This window comes from Glycomyces halotolerans, from assembly GCF_054779575.1.
Genome location: NZ_BAAGXZ010000003.1, coordinates 111,259 through 125,478, shown reverse-complemented (window position 1 = coordinate 125,478; position 14,220 = coordinate 111,259). Strand labels below are relative to the sequence as shown.

13 protein-coding genes and 1 pseudogene are annotated in these 14,220 nt (G+C 70.7%); 5 read left to right on the top strand and 9 right to left on the bottom strand.

Annotated elements, in window-relative coordinates; all coding sequences use genetic code 11:
* Nucleotides 1–12: 12 nt before the first annotated feature.
* Together ACYVL2_RS04065 and ACYVL2_RS04060 are read left to right on the top strand one after the other, a co-directional pair.
* Entirely contained in the window at nt 13–903 is an 891-nt protein-coding gene (locus ACYVL2_RS04065; RefSeq protein WP_460540450.1) for an NUDIX domain-containing protein, read from the top strand.
* Nucleotides 904–1,000: 97 nt separating this feature from the next.
* The gene (locus tag ACYVL2_RS04060; RefSeq protein WP_460540448.1) at nt 1,001–2,329 is read left to right on the top strand and encodes an FAD-binding oxidoreductase; all 1,329 of its coding nucleotides are present in this window, start codon (nt 1,001–1,003) and stop codon (nt 2,327–2,329) included.
* A 100-nt stretch (nt 2,330–2,429) separates the two neighbouring features.
* Here ACYVL2_RS04060 and ACYVL2_RS04055 read toward each other — a convergent pair whose 3' ends face one another.
* The 3 genes from ACYVL2_RS04055 to leuC all read right to left on the bottom strand — a co-directional run bounded on the left by ACYVL2_RS04055 (nt 2,430) and on the right by leuC (nt 5,258).
* Entirely contained in the window at nt 2,430–2,978 is a 549-nt protein-coding gene (locus tag ACYVL2_RS04055; RefSeq protein ID WP_460540446.1) for an HU family DNA-binding protein, read from the bottom strand.
* A 238-nt stretch (nt 2,979–3,216) separates the two neighbouring features.
* The gene (gene leuD / locus ACYVL2_RS04050; protein ID WP_460540443.1) at nt 3,217–3,816 is read right to left on the bottom strand and encodes a 3-isopropylmalate dehydratase small subunit; all 600 of its coding nucleotides are present in this window, start codon (nt 3,814–3,816) and stop codon (nt 3,217–3,219) included.
* Nucleotides 3,817–3,830: 14 nt separating this feature from the next.
* A complete protein-coding gene (gene leuC / locus ACYVL2_RS04045; RefSeq protein WP_460540440.1) occupies nt 3,831–5,258 on the bottom strand; it encodes a 3-isopropylmalate dehydratase large subunit in 1,428 nt (475 codons plus the stop codon).
* Nucleotides 5,259–5,325: 67 nt separating this feature from the next.
* Here leuC and ACYVL2_RS04040 point away from each other — a divergent pair, with 67 nt between their 5' ends.
* From ACYVL2_RS04040 to ACYVL2_RS04030, 3 genes are all read left to right on the top strand, one after another.
* Entirely contained in the window at nt 5,326–6,012 is a 687-nt protein-coding gene (locus ACYVL2_RS04040) for an IclR family transcriptional regulator (RefSeq protein WP_460540745.1), read from the top strand.
* 199 nt (nt 6,013–6,211) lie between these two features.
* Nucleotides 6,212–6,469 (top strand): type II toxin-antitoxin system Phd/YefM family antitoxin, encoded by a 258-nt coding sequence (locus tag ACYVL2_RS04035; RefSeq protein WP_460540438.1) that lies wholly within the window; start codon nt 6,212–6,214, stop codon nt 6,467–6,469.
* Nucleotides 6,466–6,879 carry a PIN domain-containing protein gene (locus ACYVL2_RS04030; protein WP_460540436.1) on the top strand — a complete coding sequence of 138 codons (414 nt, stop codon included), beginning with the start codon at nt 6,466–6,468 and terminating at the stop codon, nt 6,877–6,879. Before ACYVL2_RS04035 ends, ACYVL2_RS04030 begins: the two co-directional genes overlap by 4 nt.
* A 13-nt stretch (nt 6,880–6,892) precedes the next feature.
* On the opposite strand, the gene ACYVL2_RS04025 is transcribed toward ACYVL2_RS04030, so the two are convergent.
* The 6 genes and pseudogenes from ACYVL2_RS04025 to hutU form a co-directional block, all read right to left on the bottom strand.
* Entirely contained in the window at nt 6,893–7,285 is a 393-nt protein-coding gene (locus ACYVL2_RS04025; RefSeq protein ID WP_460540434.1) for a hypothetical protein, read from the bottom strand.
* A gap of 101 nt (nt 7,286–7,386) precedes the next feature.
* Nucleotides 7,387–8,919 (bottom strand): annotated as a pseudogene (gene hutH, locus ACYVL2_RS04020) (histidine ammonia-lyase); the annotation flags it as partial.
* Nucleotides 8,916–10,070, bottom strand: coding sequence for an amidohydrolase family protein (gene hutI / locus ACYVL2_RS04015; RefSeq protein ID WP_460540432.1), 1,155 nt, complete (start codon nt 10,068–10,070; stop codon nt 8,916–8,918). The pseudogene hutH and the gene hutI, both read right to left, overlap by 4 nt.
* On the bottom strand, nt 10,067–11,365 hold the full coding sequence (locus tag ACYVL2_RS04010) for a formimidoylglutamate deiminase (protein ID WP_460540430.1): 1,299 nt from the start codon (nt 11,363–11,365) through the stop codon (nt 10,067–10,069). Before ACYVL2_RS04010 ends, hutI begins: the two co-directional genes overlap by 4 nt.
* Nucleotides 11,359–12,564, bottom strand: a complete 1,206-nt coding sequence (locus ACYVL2_RS04005; protein WP_460540428.1) for a Zn-dependent hydrolase — start codon at nt 12,562–12,564, stop codon at nt 11,359–11,361. The genes ACYVL2_RS04010 and ACYVL2_RS04005 overlap by 7 nt, the downstream gene beginning before the upstream one ends.
* A 16-nt stretch (nt 12,565–12,580) precedes the next feature.
* Nucleotides 12,581–14,218 carry a urocanate hydratase gene (gene hutU, locus ACYVL2_RS04000; protein ID WP_460540426.1) on the bottom strand — a complete coding sequence of 546 codons (1,638 nt, stop codon included), beginning with the start codon at nt 14,216–14,218 and terminating at the stop codon, nt 12,581–12,583.
* Between the last annotated feature and the right edge of the window lie 2 nt (nt 14,219–14,220).

Here is a 14,220-nt window from a genome sequence, read left to right as displayed (position 1 = left end):
ACCGTATTAGGCGTGAGCGGGACACAGAGGCGGGTGGCCGCGGCCGGTGGGGTGCTCTGGCGCGCCGGTGACCGCGGGTGCGTAGAGGTCGTGGCCGTGTGGCGGCCGGGGGTCGGCAACTGGTCGCTGCCCAAGGGCAAGCTCGACCCCGGCGAGCACCTCCTGACCGCGGCGTGCCGCGAGGTCGAGGAGGAGACCGGGGTCCCGGTGATCCCGCAGATGTGGCTGTGCCGGGCCGCGTACGTGCTGCCCAATCCCGCCGGAGACGTGTACAAGACCGTCGACTTCTGGTCGATGCGCACTGACAGGCCCGACGCCCCCTTCGCGGCCGACGAGGAGATCGGGGAGCGGCGCTGGCTGTCGCTGGAGGAGGCGCGCGAGTATCTGACCCGGCCGCGCGATCAGCAGGCGCTCAAGGTGTTCACGGCGCTGCCGTCGGTGTCGTCGACGACGCTGCTCGTGGCGCCGGCGGAGATGGACCGCGATTTCGACGGCCCCGCGGTGGCCCGGCCGCTGAGCGAGCGCGGCAGGGAGCAGGCGGTCCGTGTGGCGGCCTTGGCGGCCCTGTATCGACCGGACCGGGCGTTGAGCGCCACGGGTCGGGCGTGCGTGCAGACGGTGGAGCCCGTGGCGCAGGCGGTGCGGTGCCGCCTCAGCGGCGACTCGGCGTTCGACACCGACGCCCACGGGCGCAATCCGGAGCGGTCGAGCGCCCGGCTGCGCGAGCTGGCCGCCGGCGGCGGCTGCCGGATCGTCTGCGCCGGGCCGGAGGTCATCAGCGACACCGTGGCGATACTGGCCGACGAGGACGGGATGGCGGCCGCCGACGTGTCGACCCGTGCCGGTGAGGGCTGGGTGCTGTCGTTCGCGGGCCAGCGCCTGGTGGGTCTCGAGCGGCTCTGACCGGGAGCGGTGAGGGCGGTTCGGGGTACCGTTGCGACCCGTGAGTCTGTCTACCAGCAGGGCGTCTGTTCCCCGCAATCGCATACAAGGAGGCATCGTGCCGCAGAGTGCTCCCCCTTCGCTGACGAACTGGGCCGGGAACGTCGTCTTCTCCCCCGAACGGTTCGAGCGGCCCTCGACGGTCGAGGCGGCGCGGGAGATCGTCGCCGCATCGGAGCGGGTCCGCGTGCTCGGCTCGGGCCATTCGTTCAACCTGATCGCCGATTCGGAGGCCGTGATGCTGTCGCTCAGCGGCATCGAGCCGGTCGTGGCGATCGACGCCGAGGCCGGTCAGGTGCGCGCCTCGGGCTGGATCACGTACGCCGCCTTGAGCCGGGCCGTCCACGATGCCGGGTTCGCGCTGCACAATCTGGCCTCGCTGCCGCACATCTCGGTGGCCGGTTCGATCGCGACCGGCACGCACGGGTCCGGTGACGCCAACGGGAGCCTGTCGACGGCGGTGGCCGCGTTGGAGTTCATTTGCCCCGACGGCGAGCTGCGCACCGTCAGGCGCGGCGAGGCCGATTTCGACGGCTCGGTGGTCCACCTGGGCGCCTTGGGCCCGGTCACGGCCGTCACCTTGGACCTGCTGCCGGGCTTCACGATGCGCCAGTACGTCTACGACGCTCTGGCCTTCGAGCGGGCCGTGGCGCACTTCGACGAGCTGACCGCGTCGGCGTACAGCACGAGCCTGTTCACTCGGTGGGGCCCGGACCCGGACTTCCAGTTCTGGGCCAAGCAGCGCGTGGCCGACCAGGACAAGCCGTTCCCGCCTTCCGAGCGGTTCGGGGCGGTGCTGGCCGACGGGCCGCGCCATCCGATTCCGGGCGCCGACACGGCCGCGTGCACCGAGCAGCTGGGCAGGACGGGGGCGTGGCATGAGCGCCTGCCGCACTTCAAGCCGGAGTTCACGCCCAGCGCCGGTGAGGAGCTGCAGTCGGAGTATCTGATCGACCGGGCCCACGCGGGTGCGGCGCTCGAGGCGCTGCGGGAGGTGTCCGATGTGATGGGGCCGGTGGTGCAGATCAGCGAAGTGCGCACCGTGGCCGCCGACGAGCTGTGGTTGAGTCCGTCGTTCGGACGGGACACAGTGGGCTTGCACTTCACTTGGGTGCGCGACTACGAATCGGTCGAGCCGGTGATGGGAGTCGTGGAGGAGGCACTGGCGCCGTTCGATCCGCGGCCCCATTGGGGGAAATTGTTCACGATTCCCATTCCCGAAGTACGCTCGCAATATCCTCGAATGGGTGACTTCGAAAAACTGCGATACCGCGTCGATCCAGAGGAGAAGTTCGGCAACGACTTCTGCGCGACCGCGCTCGGCGGAATCACGCGATTACGCGTAGTGCCGACCCATCCGGACAGCGGCGCACTCCCCCGGACATAATCGAGGGCATTCAGGTGGCTCCTGAATGCCCTCTGTTCCCGTGCGAGTGCAATGCCGTGCCGCTTCGCGACGCCCGGAGCGACTCCCGGGCCGGTGGCTTTCAGCGGCGCCCGCGCTTGGCGGTCTTGCGTGCCGGCGCCTTCTTCGCCGACGCCTTCTTGGCAGTGGCCTTGGTGGCCGTCTTGCGCGTGGCCTTCTTGGCCGTGGCCTTCTTGGCCGCGCTCTTGTTGCCCGAGACCCTGGCGGTGGCGCCCGAACGGGTCCTGCTGGAGGCCGCCCGCGACGTCTTCTTGGCCGACGCCTTCTTGGCGGTCTTCTTGGCCGCCGTCTTCTTGGCGGTGGACTTCTTCGCCGTGGCGAGTCTGGGCAGCTTCCGCTTTCCGGTCACCAGTTCTTTGAAGCCAGTACCAGGTCGGAACGCGGGGATTACGGTCTTCTTGACACGGACCGCTTCACCAGTGCGAGGGTTCCGGGCCATTCGCGCGGCACGCTGGCGCTTCTCGAAGACACCGAATCCGGCGAAGGAGACCTTCTCCCCTTTCACCACCGCCCGCTGTATCTCGTCGATGGCCACATCCACTACTTCCTTCGCGGCCTGACGGTCGCCTGTGCGAGCGGCTATCCGATCGACGAACTCTGCCTTGTTCACGAGTCCTTCCCTCCCGATAAGGTTGTCTAGCTAAACCAGCCGTTAAGCGCACGGTATGACGTTTCGAAAGCGAACGCAACTGTTTCGAGGAAAAAACCCCTTGTGTCGCAGGCTTATTTATTCGGAGGGACGAAATCGACGCTCAGAACCCCGTTGGGGCGGGCGGAAACACGTCTGGAGCCGGTAGAAGTACTACCGGCTCCAGACGTGAAGAATTCGATTATCGGCGCGGCGCGCCTTAGGCTGGCATCGGGAGAGTCTTAGGCCGCCAAGCCTCCCGGTTCGATTCGTAGGCCGCGATCCGGTCCTCGTCGCGAAGCGTCAGCGCCACGTCGTCGAGGCCCTCCATCAGGCGCCAGCGCGCGAAGTCGTCGAACTCGAAGTCCCAGGCGCGAGCGCCCGCACGGACTTCGCGCTCGACCAGGTCGACGGTGACCTCCAGGGCCGGGTCGGCCTCCACCGCGTCCCACAGCGCCTCGACCGCCTCGGCGGGCAGTTCCACAGTCAACAGACCGTTCTTGAGCGAGTTGCCGCGGAAGATGTCGCCGTAGCGGGGCGCGATGACGGCTTTGAACCCGTAGTCCTTCAGGGCCCACACCGCGTGCTCGCGGGAGGAGCCGGTGCCGAACTCGGTACCGGCGATGAGGATGGAGACGCCCTGGTAGGCGTCCTGGTTCAGCACGAATTCGGGATCGTCGCGCCATTCGGCGAACAGCCCGTCCTCGAAGCCGGTCTTGGTGACCCGCTTGAGGTAGACCGCCGGGATGATCTGGTCGGTGTCGACGTTGGATCGGCGCAGCGGTGCGGCGGTGCCGGTGTGCGTGGTGACTTTCTCCATGTCGCTGTCCTCTCTTACAGGTCGGCCGGGCTGGCCAGGCGGCCGGCGACGGCGGTGGCGGCGGCGACCGCGGGGCTGACCAGGTGGGTGCGCCCGCCCTTGCCCTGGCGGCCCTCGAAGTTGCGGTTCGACGTGGAGGCCGCCCGCTGGCCGGGCGTCAGCTGGTCGGGGTTCATGCCCAGGCACATCGAGCATCCGGCGAAGCGCCAGTCGGCGCCGGCCTCGATGAAGACCTTGTCGAGGCCCTCGGCGACGGCCTGTTCGCGCACGCGGGCCGAGCCGGGCACGACCATCATGTCGACCGAGTCGGCGACCTTGCGACCCTTGATGACCTCGGCGGCGGTGCGCAGGTCCTCGATGCGGCCGTTGGTGCACGAGCCGAGGAAGACGACGTCGACGCCGACCTCGCGCATCGGCGTGCCGGCCTCCAGGCCCATGTACTTGAGGGCGTTCTCGGCGGCGGTGCGCTCGACCGGGTCGTCGAACCGGTCGGGGCTGGGCACGGAGCCGGAGAGCTCGACGCCCTGGCCGGGGTTGGTGCCCCAGGTGACGAACGGGCTCAGCTCGGCCGCGTCGATGACGATCTCGCGGTCGAATTCGGCGCCGGAGTCGGTGCGCAGGCTCTTCCAGTACGCCACGGCCGCTTCCCAGTCCTCGCCCTGGGGGGCGTGGGGGCGTCCCTTGACGTACGCGAAGGTCGTCTCGTCGGGGGCGATCAGGCCGGCCTTGGCGCCCCATTCGATGGACATGTTGCACACGGTCATCCGGCCCTCCATGGAGAGCTCCTCGATCGCCTGGCCGCGGTACTCGACGATGTGGCCCTTGCCGCCGCCGGTGCCGGTGATCGAGATGATCTTGAGGATGAGGTCCTTGGCGGACACGCCTTCGGGCAGGGAGCCGTTGACGGTCACGGCCATGGTCTTCGGCGTGGACTGCGGCAGCGTCTGGGTGGCGAGGACGTGCTCGACCTCGCTGGTGCCGATGCCGAAGGCGATCGAGCCGAACGCGCCGTGCGTGGAGGTGTGGGAGTCGCCGCAGACGACGGTCATGCCCGGCTGCGTCAGTCCCAGCTGCGGGCCGACCACGTGGACCACGCCCTGCTCGGCGTCGCCGAGGGAGTGGATGCGCACGCCGAACTCCTCGCAGTTGGCGCGCAGCGTCTCGATCTGCTTGCGACTGGTCGGGTCCGCGATCGTGAAGAGGTTGTCGGTCGGGGTGTTGTGGTCCTCGGTCGCGATCGTGAGGTCGGTGCGGCGGACCTTGCGCCCGGCCTGGCGCAGGCCGTCGAAGGCCTGCGGGCTCGTGACCTCGTGCAGCAGATGCAGGTCGATATAGAGCAGGTCGGGCTGGTCACCGTCGGTGTGGACTACGTGGTCGTCCCAGACCTTCTCCGCGAGGGTCCGCGGGCGCGTCTCCTCGACTCCTTGTGGTGTACGTGACATCTCTTATCCCAGTCGTTGGACTTCTCGAATAATGGGAGGTAATGTTCAGCTCGTGAGAACGAATACTATCAGCGGAGTGGGCGTCCTCGACAAGGCGGTGCTCATCCTCACTGCGTGCACCAACGGCGCCAGCCTGGCTGAGCTCGTGCACGAGACCGGCCTCCCCCGGGCCACCGCCCACCGCCTCGCCCAAGCCCTCGAAGCCCACGAGATGCTGCAACGCGACCACGAAGGGCGCTGGCGTCCCGGTCCCAAGCTCGGCGAGCTGGCCGGCTCGACCGCCGACGTGCTCCTCAGCGCCGCCGAGCCGGTCCTGAACCTGCTGCGCGATCAGACCGGGGAGTCCACGCAGCTCTACCGGCGCCGCGCCGACGAGCGGATCTGCGTGGCCGCGGCCGAGCGCGCCTCGGGACTGCGCGATACGGTCCCGGTGGGCGCGGTCCTGCCGATGACCGCCGGGTCCGGCGCGCAGGTGCTGCTGGCGTGGGAGCCGCCCGAGGGCATCCTGCCGCTGCTGCCGAAGTGCCGCTTCTCGTCCAAGACCCTCGCCGAGGTGCGCCGAAGGGGCTTCGCGCAGTCGGTGGCCGAACGCGAGGCCGGCGTGGTCAGCGTGTCGGCCCCGGTGCGCGACAAGACCGGCAGAGTGGTGGCCGCGATCTCGGTCTCGGGCCCCCTCGACCGCCTCGGTCGCCGTCCCGGCGACCGCCTCGGCATGGCCGTGATCCGAGCCGGCCAGAAGCTCTCCGGCCTGTAGCGAGCCGGGTCCGATCCACCACCGCCGCATCGGCGGGGGGCGACCCCCGCTGCGGCGCCGGGCCGACGACTCGCTCGGCATGCGGTGGCACCCGGCACATGGCCGTATCCGAGCGAGGCCGAAAGTCGTTGGCCTGTCCATGAGCGTGCTAGATTATGGTCAGAATGGTCAGACCTTCCGGCTGTTCGGAGGTGGGACGATGCATTGGCAAGTTCAAGACGCCAAGAAGCGCTTCAGCGAGCTCATCCGTGCTTCCAAGACCGACGGCGCGCAGTTCATCACTCGGCACGGCGAAGAGGAAGCGGTCATGCTGAGCGTCGAGGACTACCGGCGACTGGCCGGAGTGCCGTCCTTCAAAGAGCTGCTTCGCGAGCCGCCGTATATCGAGGACTTCCCCGAGACCTCCGACCTCCGCGCCGAGATGCCGAGCGAGACCGGTCTGGGGCTCGATCAATGAAGCAACTGCTCGACACCAACATCCTCAGCGAGCTGCGCAAGCCTCGCCCGAACCGCCTTGTCGAACGCTGGTACGACGCTACGCCGGACTCCGACATGTATTTGAGCGTCATGACGATCGGCGAATTCGAGAAAGGCCTCGCCCGCCTGCGGCGACGCGACCCGGAACAGGCCGCGGGACTCGCGCGCTGGCTGGATCGCCTGCTGCGCCCCTACGAGTCTCGGATACTGCCGATCACGCCGGAGATCGCGCGCTGTTGGGGCCGACTCAACGATCCCGAACCGCTCCCGGTCATCGACGCCTGCATCGCCGCGACCGCCATCGTCCACGACATGGTGCTGGTGACGCACAACGTCAAGGACGTCTCCCGCACCGACGCTCGCATCCTCGACCCCTTCGAACCGCGCTAGCCGAAGCCCGTCCTCACACGCTTTCGAGCGACGTGCGGTCGATGAACACGCCGCGGGCCGCCAATTCCGGCGGCGAGGAAGCGAAGGTCAACGCAGCCAGACCGGGCGATGGACGTCCGATGACGTCTTCGACTACGAACCAGCACCATCGGAGAAAACGGCCCGGCTCATTCGCCCGGTCGGGGACCGGCTGCCCCACACGATTGCTGACGTACTCGGCTATCCCAGCGAGCAGCGCATCCCAGCGCTCGTCTCCCGTGCTCTCCGGCTCGTCGCGAATCGCCGATGGAACGAGATCCGCTTCAAGACGCTCGACTTCATCGATGAACTGACTCACCTGGCGAAACGCGTCGTCGACACCTCGCTCGATCAACGAGCGACGAATATCCGCTGCGGTGCGTTCCAATCACGGCATGACCTCGATTATCAGGACGGGCACCAGGTCCCCCGGATTCGGTGCGGCAAGAGCAAGGTTCGGGCCGCTCGAGCGAGTACGGCGGATAAGCGCAGACGGCCGACGGCGGTCTCGATCTCGGCCCTGAGCCCCGGGCCGGTCAGCAGGTCCTTCACCTGCTCGACGACCGGGGCCATGAACTGGTCAGGGCACGGCTCCCCGGCGATCGGCGCGACCGCCCTGATCGCCGCCCGCGCCGCCGGAGAACCCGTCAGGGGCCTGCGCAACTGCAGCCCCCGCACCGCCGCCAGCAGCTCGATCGCCAGCACACTGCCGAGATTGTCGATGACCTCCCGCAGTTTGCAGCCGGCCGACCAGCCCATCGACACATGGTCCTCCTGCATCCCCGAGGTCGGCACCGAACCGACCGAGGCCGGATGCGCCAGCCGCCGGTTGTCCTCCACGATCCCCGCGGCCGTGTACTGCGCGATCATCAGCCCCGAATTCACGCCCGGATCCGGACTGAGGAACGCCGGCAGGCCCCGCGAACGCGTCACGTCCAGCAGCCGGTCCACGCGGCGCTCGGCGATCGAGCCGACGTCGGCCGCGGCGATCGCCAGGAAATCGGCGGCGTAACCGAGCGGCGCGCCGTGGAAGTTCCCGGTCGACTCGACGCGGCCGTCCGGCAGCACCACCGGGTTGTCGACAACGGACACCAGTTCGCGCTCCGCGACGGTCCCGGCGAAGGCCAGCACGTCGCGGGCCGCCCCGGCGACCTGGGGCGCGCAGCGCATCGAGTAGGCGTCCTGCACCGCGTGCATCATGTCGTCGCGGTGCGAGTCCATGATCTCGGACTCCTGCAGCAGCCGGTAGATGTTCGCCGCACTGGCCTCCTGGCCCGGATGCGGCCGCAGCTCGTGCAGCTCCGCCTGGAACGGCCGGTCCGACCCGAGCATCGCCTCGATCGTCAGCGCCGCGCACACATCGGCCATCGTCAGCAGATGCTCGGCGTCGGCCAGCGCGAGGACCAGCATGCCGAGCATCCCGTCGGTGCCGTTGATCAACGCCAGCCCTTCCTTGGAGGAGAGGGCGATCGGCCGCAGCCCCGCGTCGGCCAGCGCCGCCGATGCCTCGATGCGCGCGCCGTCCTTGCCGACGGCCCAGCCCTCGCCGAGCATGACCATGGCGCAGTGCGCGAGCGGGGCCAGGTCGCCGGAGGCGCCGAGGGAGCCGTGCCGCGGCACCCACGGGGTGACGCCGGCGTTCAAGAGCGCGGCCAGTGACTGCGCCACCTCGGGCCGCACGCCCGAGCGGCCCATGGCGAGCGACCGGAGCCGCAGCAGCATCATCGCGCGCACGACCTCGTCGCTCATCCGCTCCCCGACGCCGGCGGCGTGCGAGCGGATCAGGGCGTGCTGGAGTTCGGCGCGGCGCTCGGGCTCGATGAAGGTGCCGGCGAGCGCGCCGAATCCGGTGGTGACGCCGTAGACGGGGCGTGCCTCTCGGTCGATCTGGTCGACGATGCCGCGGCTGGCTCGCATGACCTCGACCGCGTCGTCGTCGACGGCGACCTTGGCGCCGTCTCTGGCCACGGCGATGACGTCGGCGGCGGTGACGCCGGTCTGCTTGATGTGGACGACGCTCATCGGTGCTCCCGGTGCTTGATCTTCCCGTCTTGTACGACGGCCCTGACAAGGTGCGTGCCCGGCCGGTAGGCCAGGTGCGCGTGCGAGGGGGCGTCGAGGACGACCAGGTCGGCGCGGGCGCCTGTGGCGATGCGGCCGATGTCGTCGCGGCCCAGGGCCTTCGCGCCGCCGGCGGTGGCGGCGGTGACGGCCTCGGCCGGGGTCATGCCCGTCTCGCGCACGGCCAGCGCGATGCAGAACGGCATGCTGCTGGTGTAGGACGAGCCGGGGTTGCAGTCGGTGGCGAGCGCGACGGTCGCCCCGGCGTCGATGAGCCTGCGGGCGTCGGGGTAGGGCGAGCGGGTGGAGAAATCGGCGCCCGGCAGGAGGGTCGCGACGGTGGGGCCGGCGGCGAGCGCTTCGACGTCGGCGTCGGTCAGGTGGGTGCAGTGGTCGGCGGAGGCGGCGCCGAGTTCGACCGCGAGGCGCACGCCCGGTCCGGCGGTGAGCTGGTTGGCGTGGACTCGCGGGCGCAGTCCGGCCGCGATGCCGGCGGTGAGGACTTGGCGGGCCTGGTCGCCGTCGAAGGCGCCGTGCTCGCAGAACACGTCGATCCATTTGCTGTACGGGGCGGCTTCGGCGAGCATGTCGCCGCACACGAGGCGGACGTAGTCGTCGGCGTCCCAGCCGGTGGGGACGGTGTGGGCGCCGAGGAAGGTGGTCTCGTCGGTGAACGCGCGGGCGACGCGCAGCTGGCGGGCCTCGTCGGCGACGGTGAGCCCGTACCCGGATTTGATCTCCACTGTGGTGGTGCCGCCGCGGAGCATCTCGCCGACCAGGCGCGCGGCGGTGTCGTGGAGGCGTTCTTCGGTGGCGGCGCGGGTGGCGGCGACGGTGGTGCGGATGCCGCCGCCGGTGTAGGGCTTTCCGGCCATGCGGGAGGCGAACTCTTCGGTGCGGTCGCCGGCGAAGACGACGTGCGAGTGGCTGTCGACGAAACCGGGCAGGACGGCCCCGCCTTCGGCGTCGAGGCGTTCGTCGGCGGCCGGGGCGTCGGCTCTGGGCCCGACCCAGCCGATCCGGCCTTCGGCGGCGACGATCGCGGCGTCGGCGAGGATGCCGTCGCCGGTGGCGGTGAACAGTTCGCCGATGTTGTCGACCAGGAGGCTCATGCCCACAGCTCCTCGATGGCGGCGGCCAGTTCGGCGGGGACGTCGACGGCGGTGTGGCGGCCTTCGGCGACGACGCGGCGCCCGTCGACGATGACGTCGGTGACGTCGGCGGCGGTGGCGGCGTGGAGGAGCCCTTCGGGTGCGATCCCCGCGGTGCGCGGCGAGTCGAGGGCGACGGCGACGAGGTCGGCGCGCTGCCCGACGGCGATGCGTCCGGCGTCGGGCCAGCCGAGGGAGTCGTGGCGGGTCATGGCCGCGAGCAGTTCGGCGCTCGTGAAGCGGCCGCGCCGCTCGCTGACGAGGCGTTCGTGCATTTCGACGGCGCGGGCCTCCTCGAACATGTCGATGACGGCGCCGGAGTCGGTGCCGAGCGAGAGCGGCACGCCGAACTCGGCCAGCGCGCGGGCTGGTCCGAGCCCGTCGGCGAGGTCCCGTTCGGTGGTGGGGCAGAGGCACACGGTCGTGCCGGAGCGGACGAGCAGTTCGATGTCGCGCCCGGCCAGGTGGGTGGCGTGGACGGCGGTCAGGTCGGGGCCGAGCATGCCGCAGCGCTCCAGCAGTTCGGTGGGGGTGCAGCCGTGCACGGCGCGGCAGTCGTCGTTCTCGGCGCGCTGCTCGGAGAGGTGGACGTGGACGGGACGGCCTTCGGTGGAGCAGGCGAACGCCTCGATCGCGGTGTCGGGGACCGCCCGCACCGAGTGGACGGCGGTGCCGGCGACCGCGTGCGGCGGGGTCTCGAGTTTGTCGACGCGGGCGAGCCACGCTTCGAGGCTGCCGTCGCCGAACCGGCGCTGGGCGCCTTCGAGGGGCCGGTCGAACCCGCCGGCGAGGTAGAGGGTGTCGAGCAGGGTGATGCGGACGCCGGCTTCGGCGGCGGCGGCGATCAAGGCGTGGCCCATGGCGTTGGGGTCGGTGTAGGGGCGCCCGCCGGGTCCGTGGTGGAGGTAGTGGAATTCGCCGACGCTGGTGATACCGGCCAGGGCCATCTCGGCGAAGACGGCGCGGGCGAGCCGGTGGTAGGAGTCGGGGTCGAGGCGGTCGGCAAGGGCGTACATGCCTTCGCGCCAGGTCCAGAAGGTGCCGCCGCGGTCGTGGGTGCGGCCGCGCAGAGCCCGGTGGAAGGCGTGGGAGTGGGCGTTGGCCAGGCCCGGGACGGTCATGCCGCGCAGCACCTCGCGGCCGGCGGGCGCCGCTCCGGTCGCTATGGCGCTGATGCGGCCGTCGTCGACGTCGATGGCGACCGCTTCGGCGGGGCCGTCGTCGAGGCTGGCCCGTTCGGCCCAGTAGGTCAGCACGCGAGCTCCCCGAGCACGTCGGCGAGGGCCTCGACGCCGGCGGCGCAGTCGTCGTCGGAGGCGGTCTCGGCCGCCGCGTGGGAGACGCCGGTGGGGTTGCGGACGAACAGCATCGCGGTGGGCACGTGGGCGGCCAGGACCGCGGCGTCGTGGCCGGCGGCGGTCGGCACGATCGGGACGCCGCCGAGCAGGCGGGCGATCCGGTCGCGCAGCCCGGCGTCGAATTCGACGGTCGGCGTCTGGGATTCGGCCGTCACCGCGACGCTCGTGCCGTCGCGTTCGGCCCGTTCGGCGGTTTTGGACTCGATGGCGTCGACGATCTCGCCGAGGACGGCCTCGTCGGGGGCGCGGGCGTCGAGCCACGCGTCGACGCGGCGCGGGATGACGTTGGTGGCGCCCGGATCGATCTCGGCGCGGCCGACCGTGGCGACCCCTCCGGCGAGTCGGGCCTCCTTGCGGGCGGCCAGGACGGTGAACGCGAACGTCAGCATCGGGTCGCGCCGGTCGGGCAGCCGGGTGGTCCCGGCGTGGTCGCTCTCGCCGGTGAAGGTGAAACGCCAGCGCCCGTGCGGCCAGATCGCGCTGGCGACGCCGACCGGCGCGTTCTCGGCGTCGAGGGCGCGGCCCTGCTCGATGTGCAGTTCGATGAACGCGGCGAGGCTTTCGATGCGCGCGAGGTCGGGGCCGAGCAGACTCGGGTCGGCGCCGGAGGCCTCCATCGCCGCCGCGAAGGTGACGCCGTCGGCGTCGGTGAGTTTGCGGGCCTGCTCGGGTTCCACCGCGCCGGTCAGCAGCCGGGTGCCCAGGCACGGGATGCCGAAGCGGCCGCCTTCCTCTTCGACGAACGCGGCGACGCCGATGGGGTGGCGCGGTTCGGCGCCGCGTTCGCGCAGCAGGTCGATCGCCAGGAACGCCGAGGCGATGCCGAGGGGGCCGTCGTAGGCGCCGCCGCCGGGAACGGAGTCGAAGTGGCTGCCGGTCAGGACCGCGTCGCCGTCGTGCCAGGAGCCCCACCAGGCGTAGAGGTTGCCGTTGCGGCCGGTCTCGACGCTCATGCCGCGCCGCTCGGCCTGGGTGCGGAACCAGTTGCGGCAGGCCTGGTCGGCGTCGCTCCAGGAGAAGCGCCGGTAGCCGCCCCCGGGGGTCCGGCCGATGGGCGTCAGCTCGTCCCAGAGCCGTCTGAACTCGGACGCGTTCATCAATGCCTCCAACGGGTCAGGGTTCTGTGCTCGGTATGCGGATGCCGTGCCGCTCGGCTACCCGTTCGGCGTTCTCGTAACCGGCGTCGACATGGCGGATGACGCCCATGGCCGGGTCGTTGGACAGGACCCGTTCGAGTTTGCGCGCCGCCAGATCCGTGCCGTCGGCCACTGTGACCTGTCCTGCGTGGAGGGATCGTCCCATGCCGACGCCGCCGCCGTGGTGGAGGCTCACCCAACTGGCGCCGGAGGCGGTGTTGACCATGGCGTTGAGCAGCGGCCAGTCGGCGATGGCGTCGGAGCCGTCGAGCATGCCCTCGGTCTCGCGGTAGGGGCTGGCGACCGATCCGCAGTCGAGATGGTCGCGGCCGATGACGATGGGCGCTTTGAGGGTCCCGTCGGCGACCATCTCGTTGAAGCGGACTCCGGCGCGGTGCCGCTCGCCGTGGCCGAGCCAGCAGATGCGCGCCGGCAGACCCTGGAACTCGACGCGTTCGCGGGCCAGCTCGATCCAGCGCGTCAGCGACCGATTCTCGCCGAAGAGCTCGAGGACGGCCTCGTCGGTGGCGGCGATGTCGGCCGGGTCGCCCGAGAGCGCGACCCACCGGAAGGGGCCCTTGCCTTCGCAGAACAGGGGCCTGATGTAGGCGGGCACGAAGCCGGGGAAGTCGAAGGCGCGCTCGCATCCGCCGGCGAGGGCCTCGCCGCGGATCGAGTTGCCGTAGTCGAACACTTCGGTGCCGGCGTCGAGGAACCCGACCATGGCCCGGACGTGCTCGGCCATGGAGGCGCGGGCGCGCTCGGTGAACTCGTCGGGGCGTTCGGCCGCATAGGCGGCGGCCTCGCGGTGGTCGACGCCGTCGGGCACGTACGAGAGCGGGTCGTGCGCCGAGGTCTGGTCGGTGACGATGTCGACTTCGGTCCCTCGCGCCAGGATCGCCGGCACGACGGCGGCGGCGTTGCCCACCAGGCCGATCGACCTCGCCTCGCCGGCGGCTTTGGCGGCCTCGGCCTCGGCCAGCGCCCGGTCGAGGTCGGGCGCGACGGTGTCGAGGTAGCGGTTGTCGAGGCGGCGGCGCAGCCGTTCGGGGTCGACGTCGACGATGAGGCAGACGCCGCCGTTCATGGTGACCGCCAGCGGCTGGGCGCCGCCCATGCCGCCGCAGCCGGCCGTGAGCGTCAAGGTGCCTTTCAGGCTGCCGCCGAACCGGCGTTCGGCGACGGTCGCGAACGTCTCGTAGGTGCCCTGCAGGATGCCCTGGGTGCCGATGTAGATCCACGAGCCGGCCGTCATCTGCCCGAACATGGTCAGGCCGAGCGCTTCGAGGCGGCGGAACTCGGGCCAGGTGGCCCATTCGCCGACGAGGTTCGAGTTGGCCAGCAGCACGCGCGGGGCCCACTCGTGGGTGCGCATGACCCCGACCGCGCGGCCGCTCTGCACCAGCATCGTCTCGTCGGCCTCCAAGGTCTGGAGGGTCCGCAGGATGCGGTCGAGGTCGGCCCGGCTGCGCGCGGCCTTGCCGGTGCCGCCGTATACGACCAGGTCGTCGGGGCGTTCGGCTACCTCGGGGTCCAGGTTGTTCTGCAGCATCCGATAGGCCGCCTCGGTCTGCCAGTCGCGGCAGTGCAGCTCGGATCCGCGTGGTGCCCGCATCG

Bases quoted from the DNA above. Each gene is read 5' to 3' on its own strand.
- ACYVL2_RS04005 (WP_460540428.1), bottom strand. From the start codon at position 12,564: ATGAACGCGTCCGAGTTCAGACGGCTCTGGGACGAGCTGACGCCCATC.
- hutU (WP_460540426.1), bottom strand. From the start codon at position 14,218: ATGCGGGCACCACGCGGATCCGAGCTGCACTGCCGCGACTGGCAGACC.
- hutI (WP_460540432.1), bottom strand. From the start codon at position 10,070: ATGAGCCTCCTGGTCGACAACATCGGCGAACTGTTCACCGCCACCGGC.
- ACYVL2_RS04030 (WP_460540436.1), top strand. From the start codon at position 6,466: ATGAAGCAACTGCTCGACACCAACATCCTCAGCGAGCTGCGCAAGCCT.
- ACYVL2_RS04035 (WP_460540438.1), top strand. From the start codon at position 6,212: ATGCATTGGCAAGTTCAAGACGCCAAGAAGCGCTTCAGCGAGCTCATC.
- leuC (WP_460540440.1), bottom strand. From the start codon at position 5,258: ATGTCACGTACACCACAAGGAGTCGAGGAGACGCGCCCGCGGACCCTC.
- leuD (WP_460540443.1), bottom strand. From the start codon at position 3,816: ATGGAGAAAGTCACCACGCACACCGGCACCGCCGCACCGCTGCGCCGA.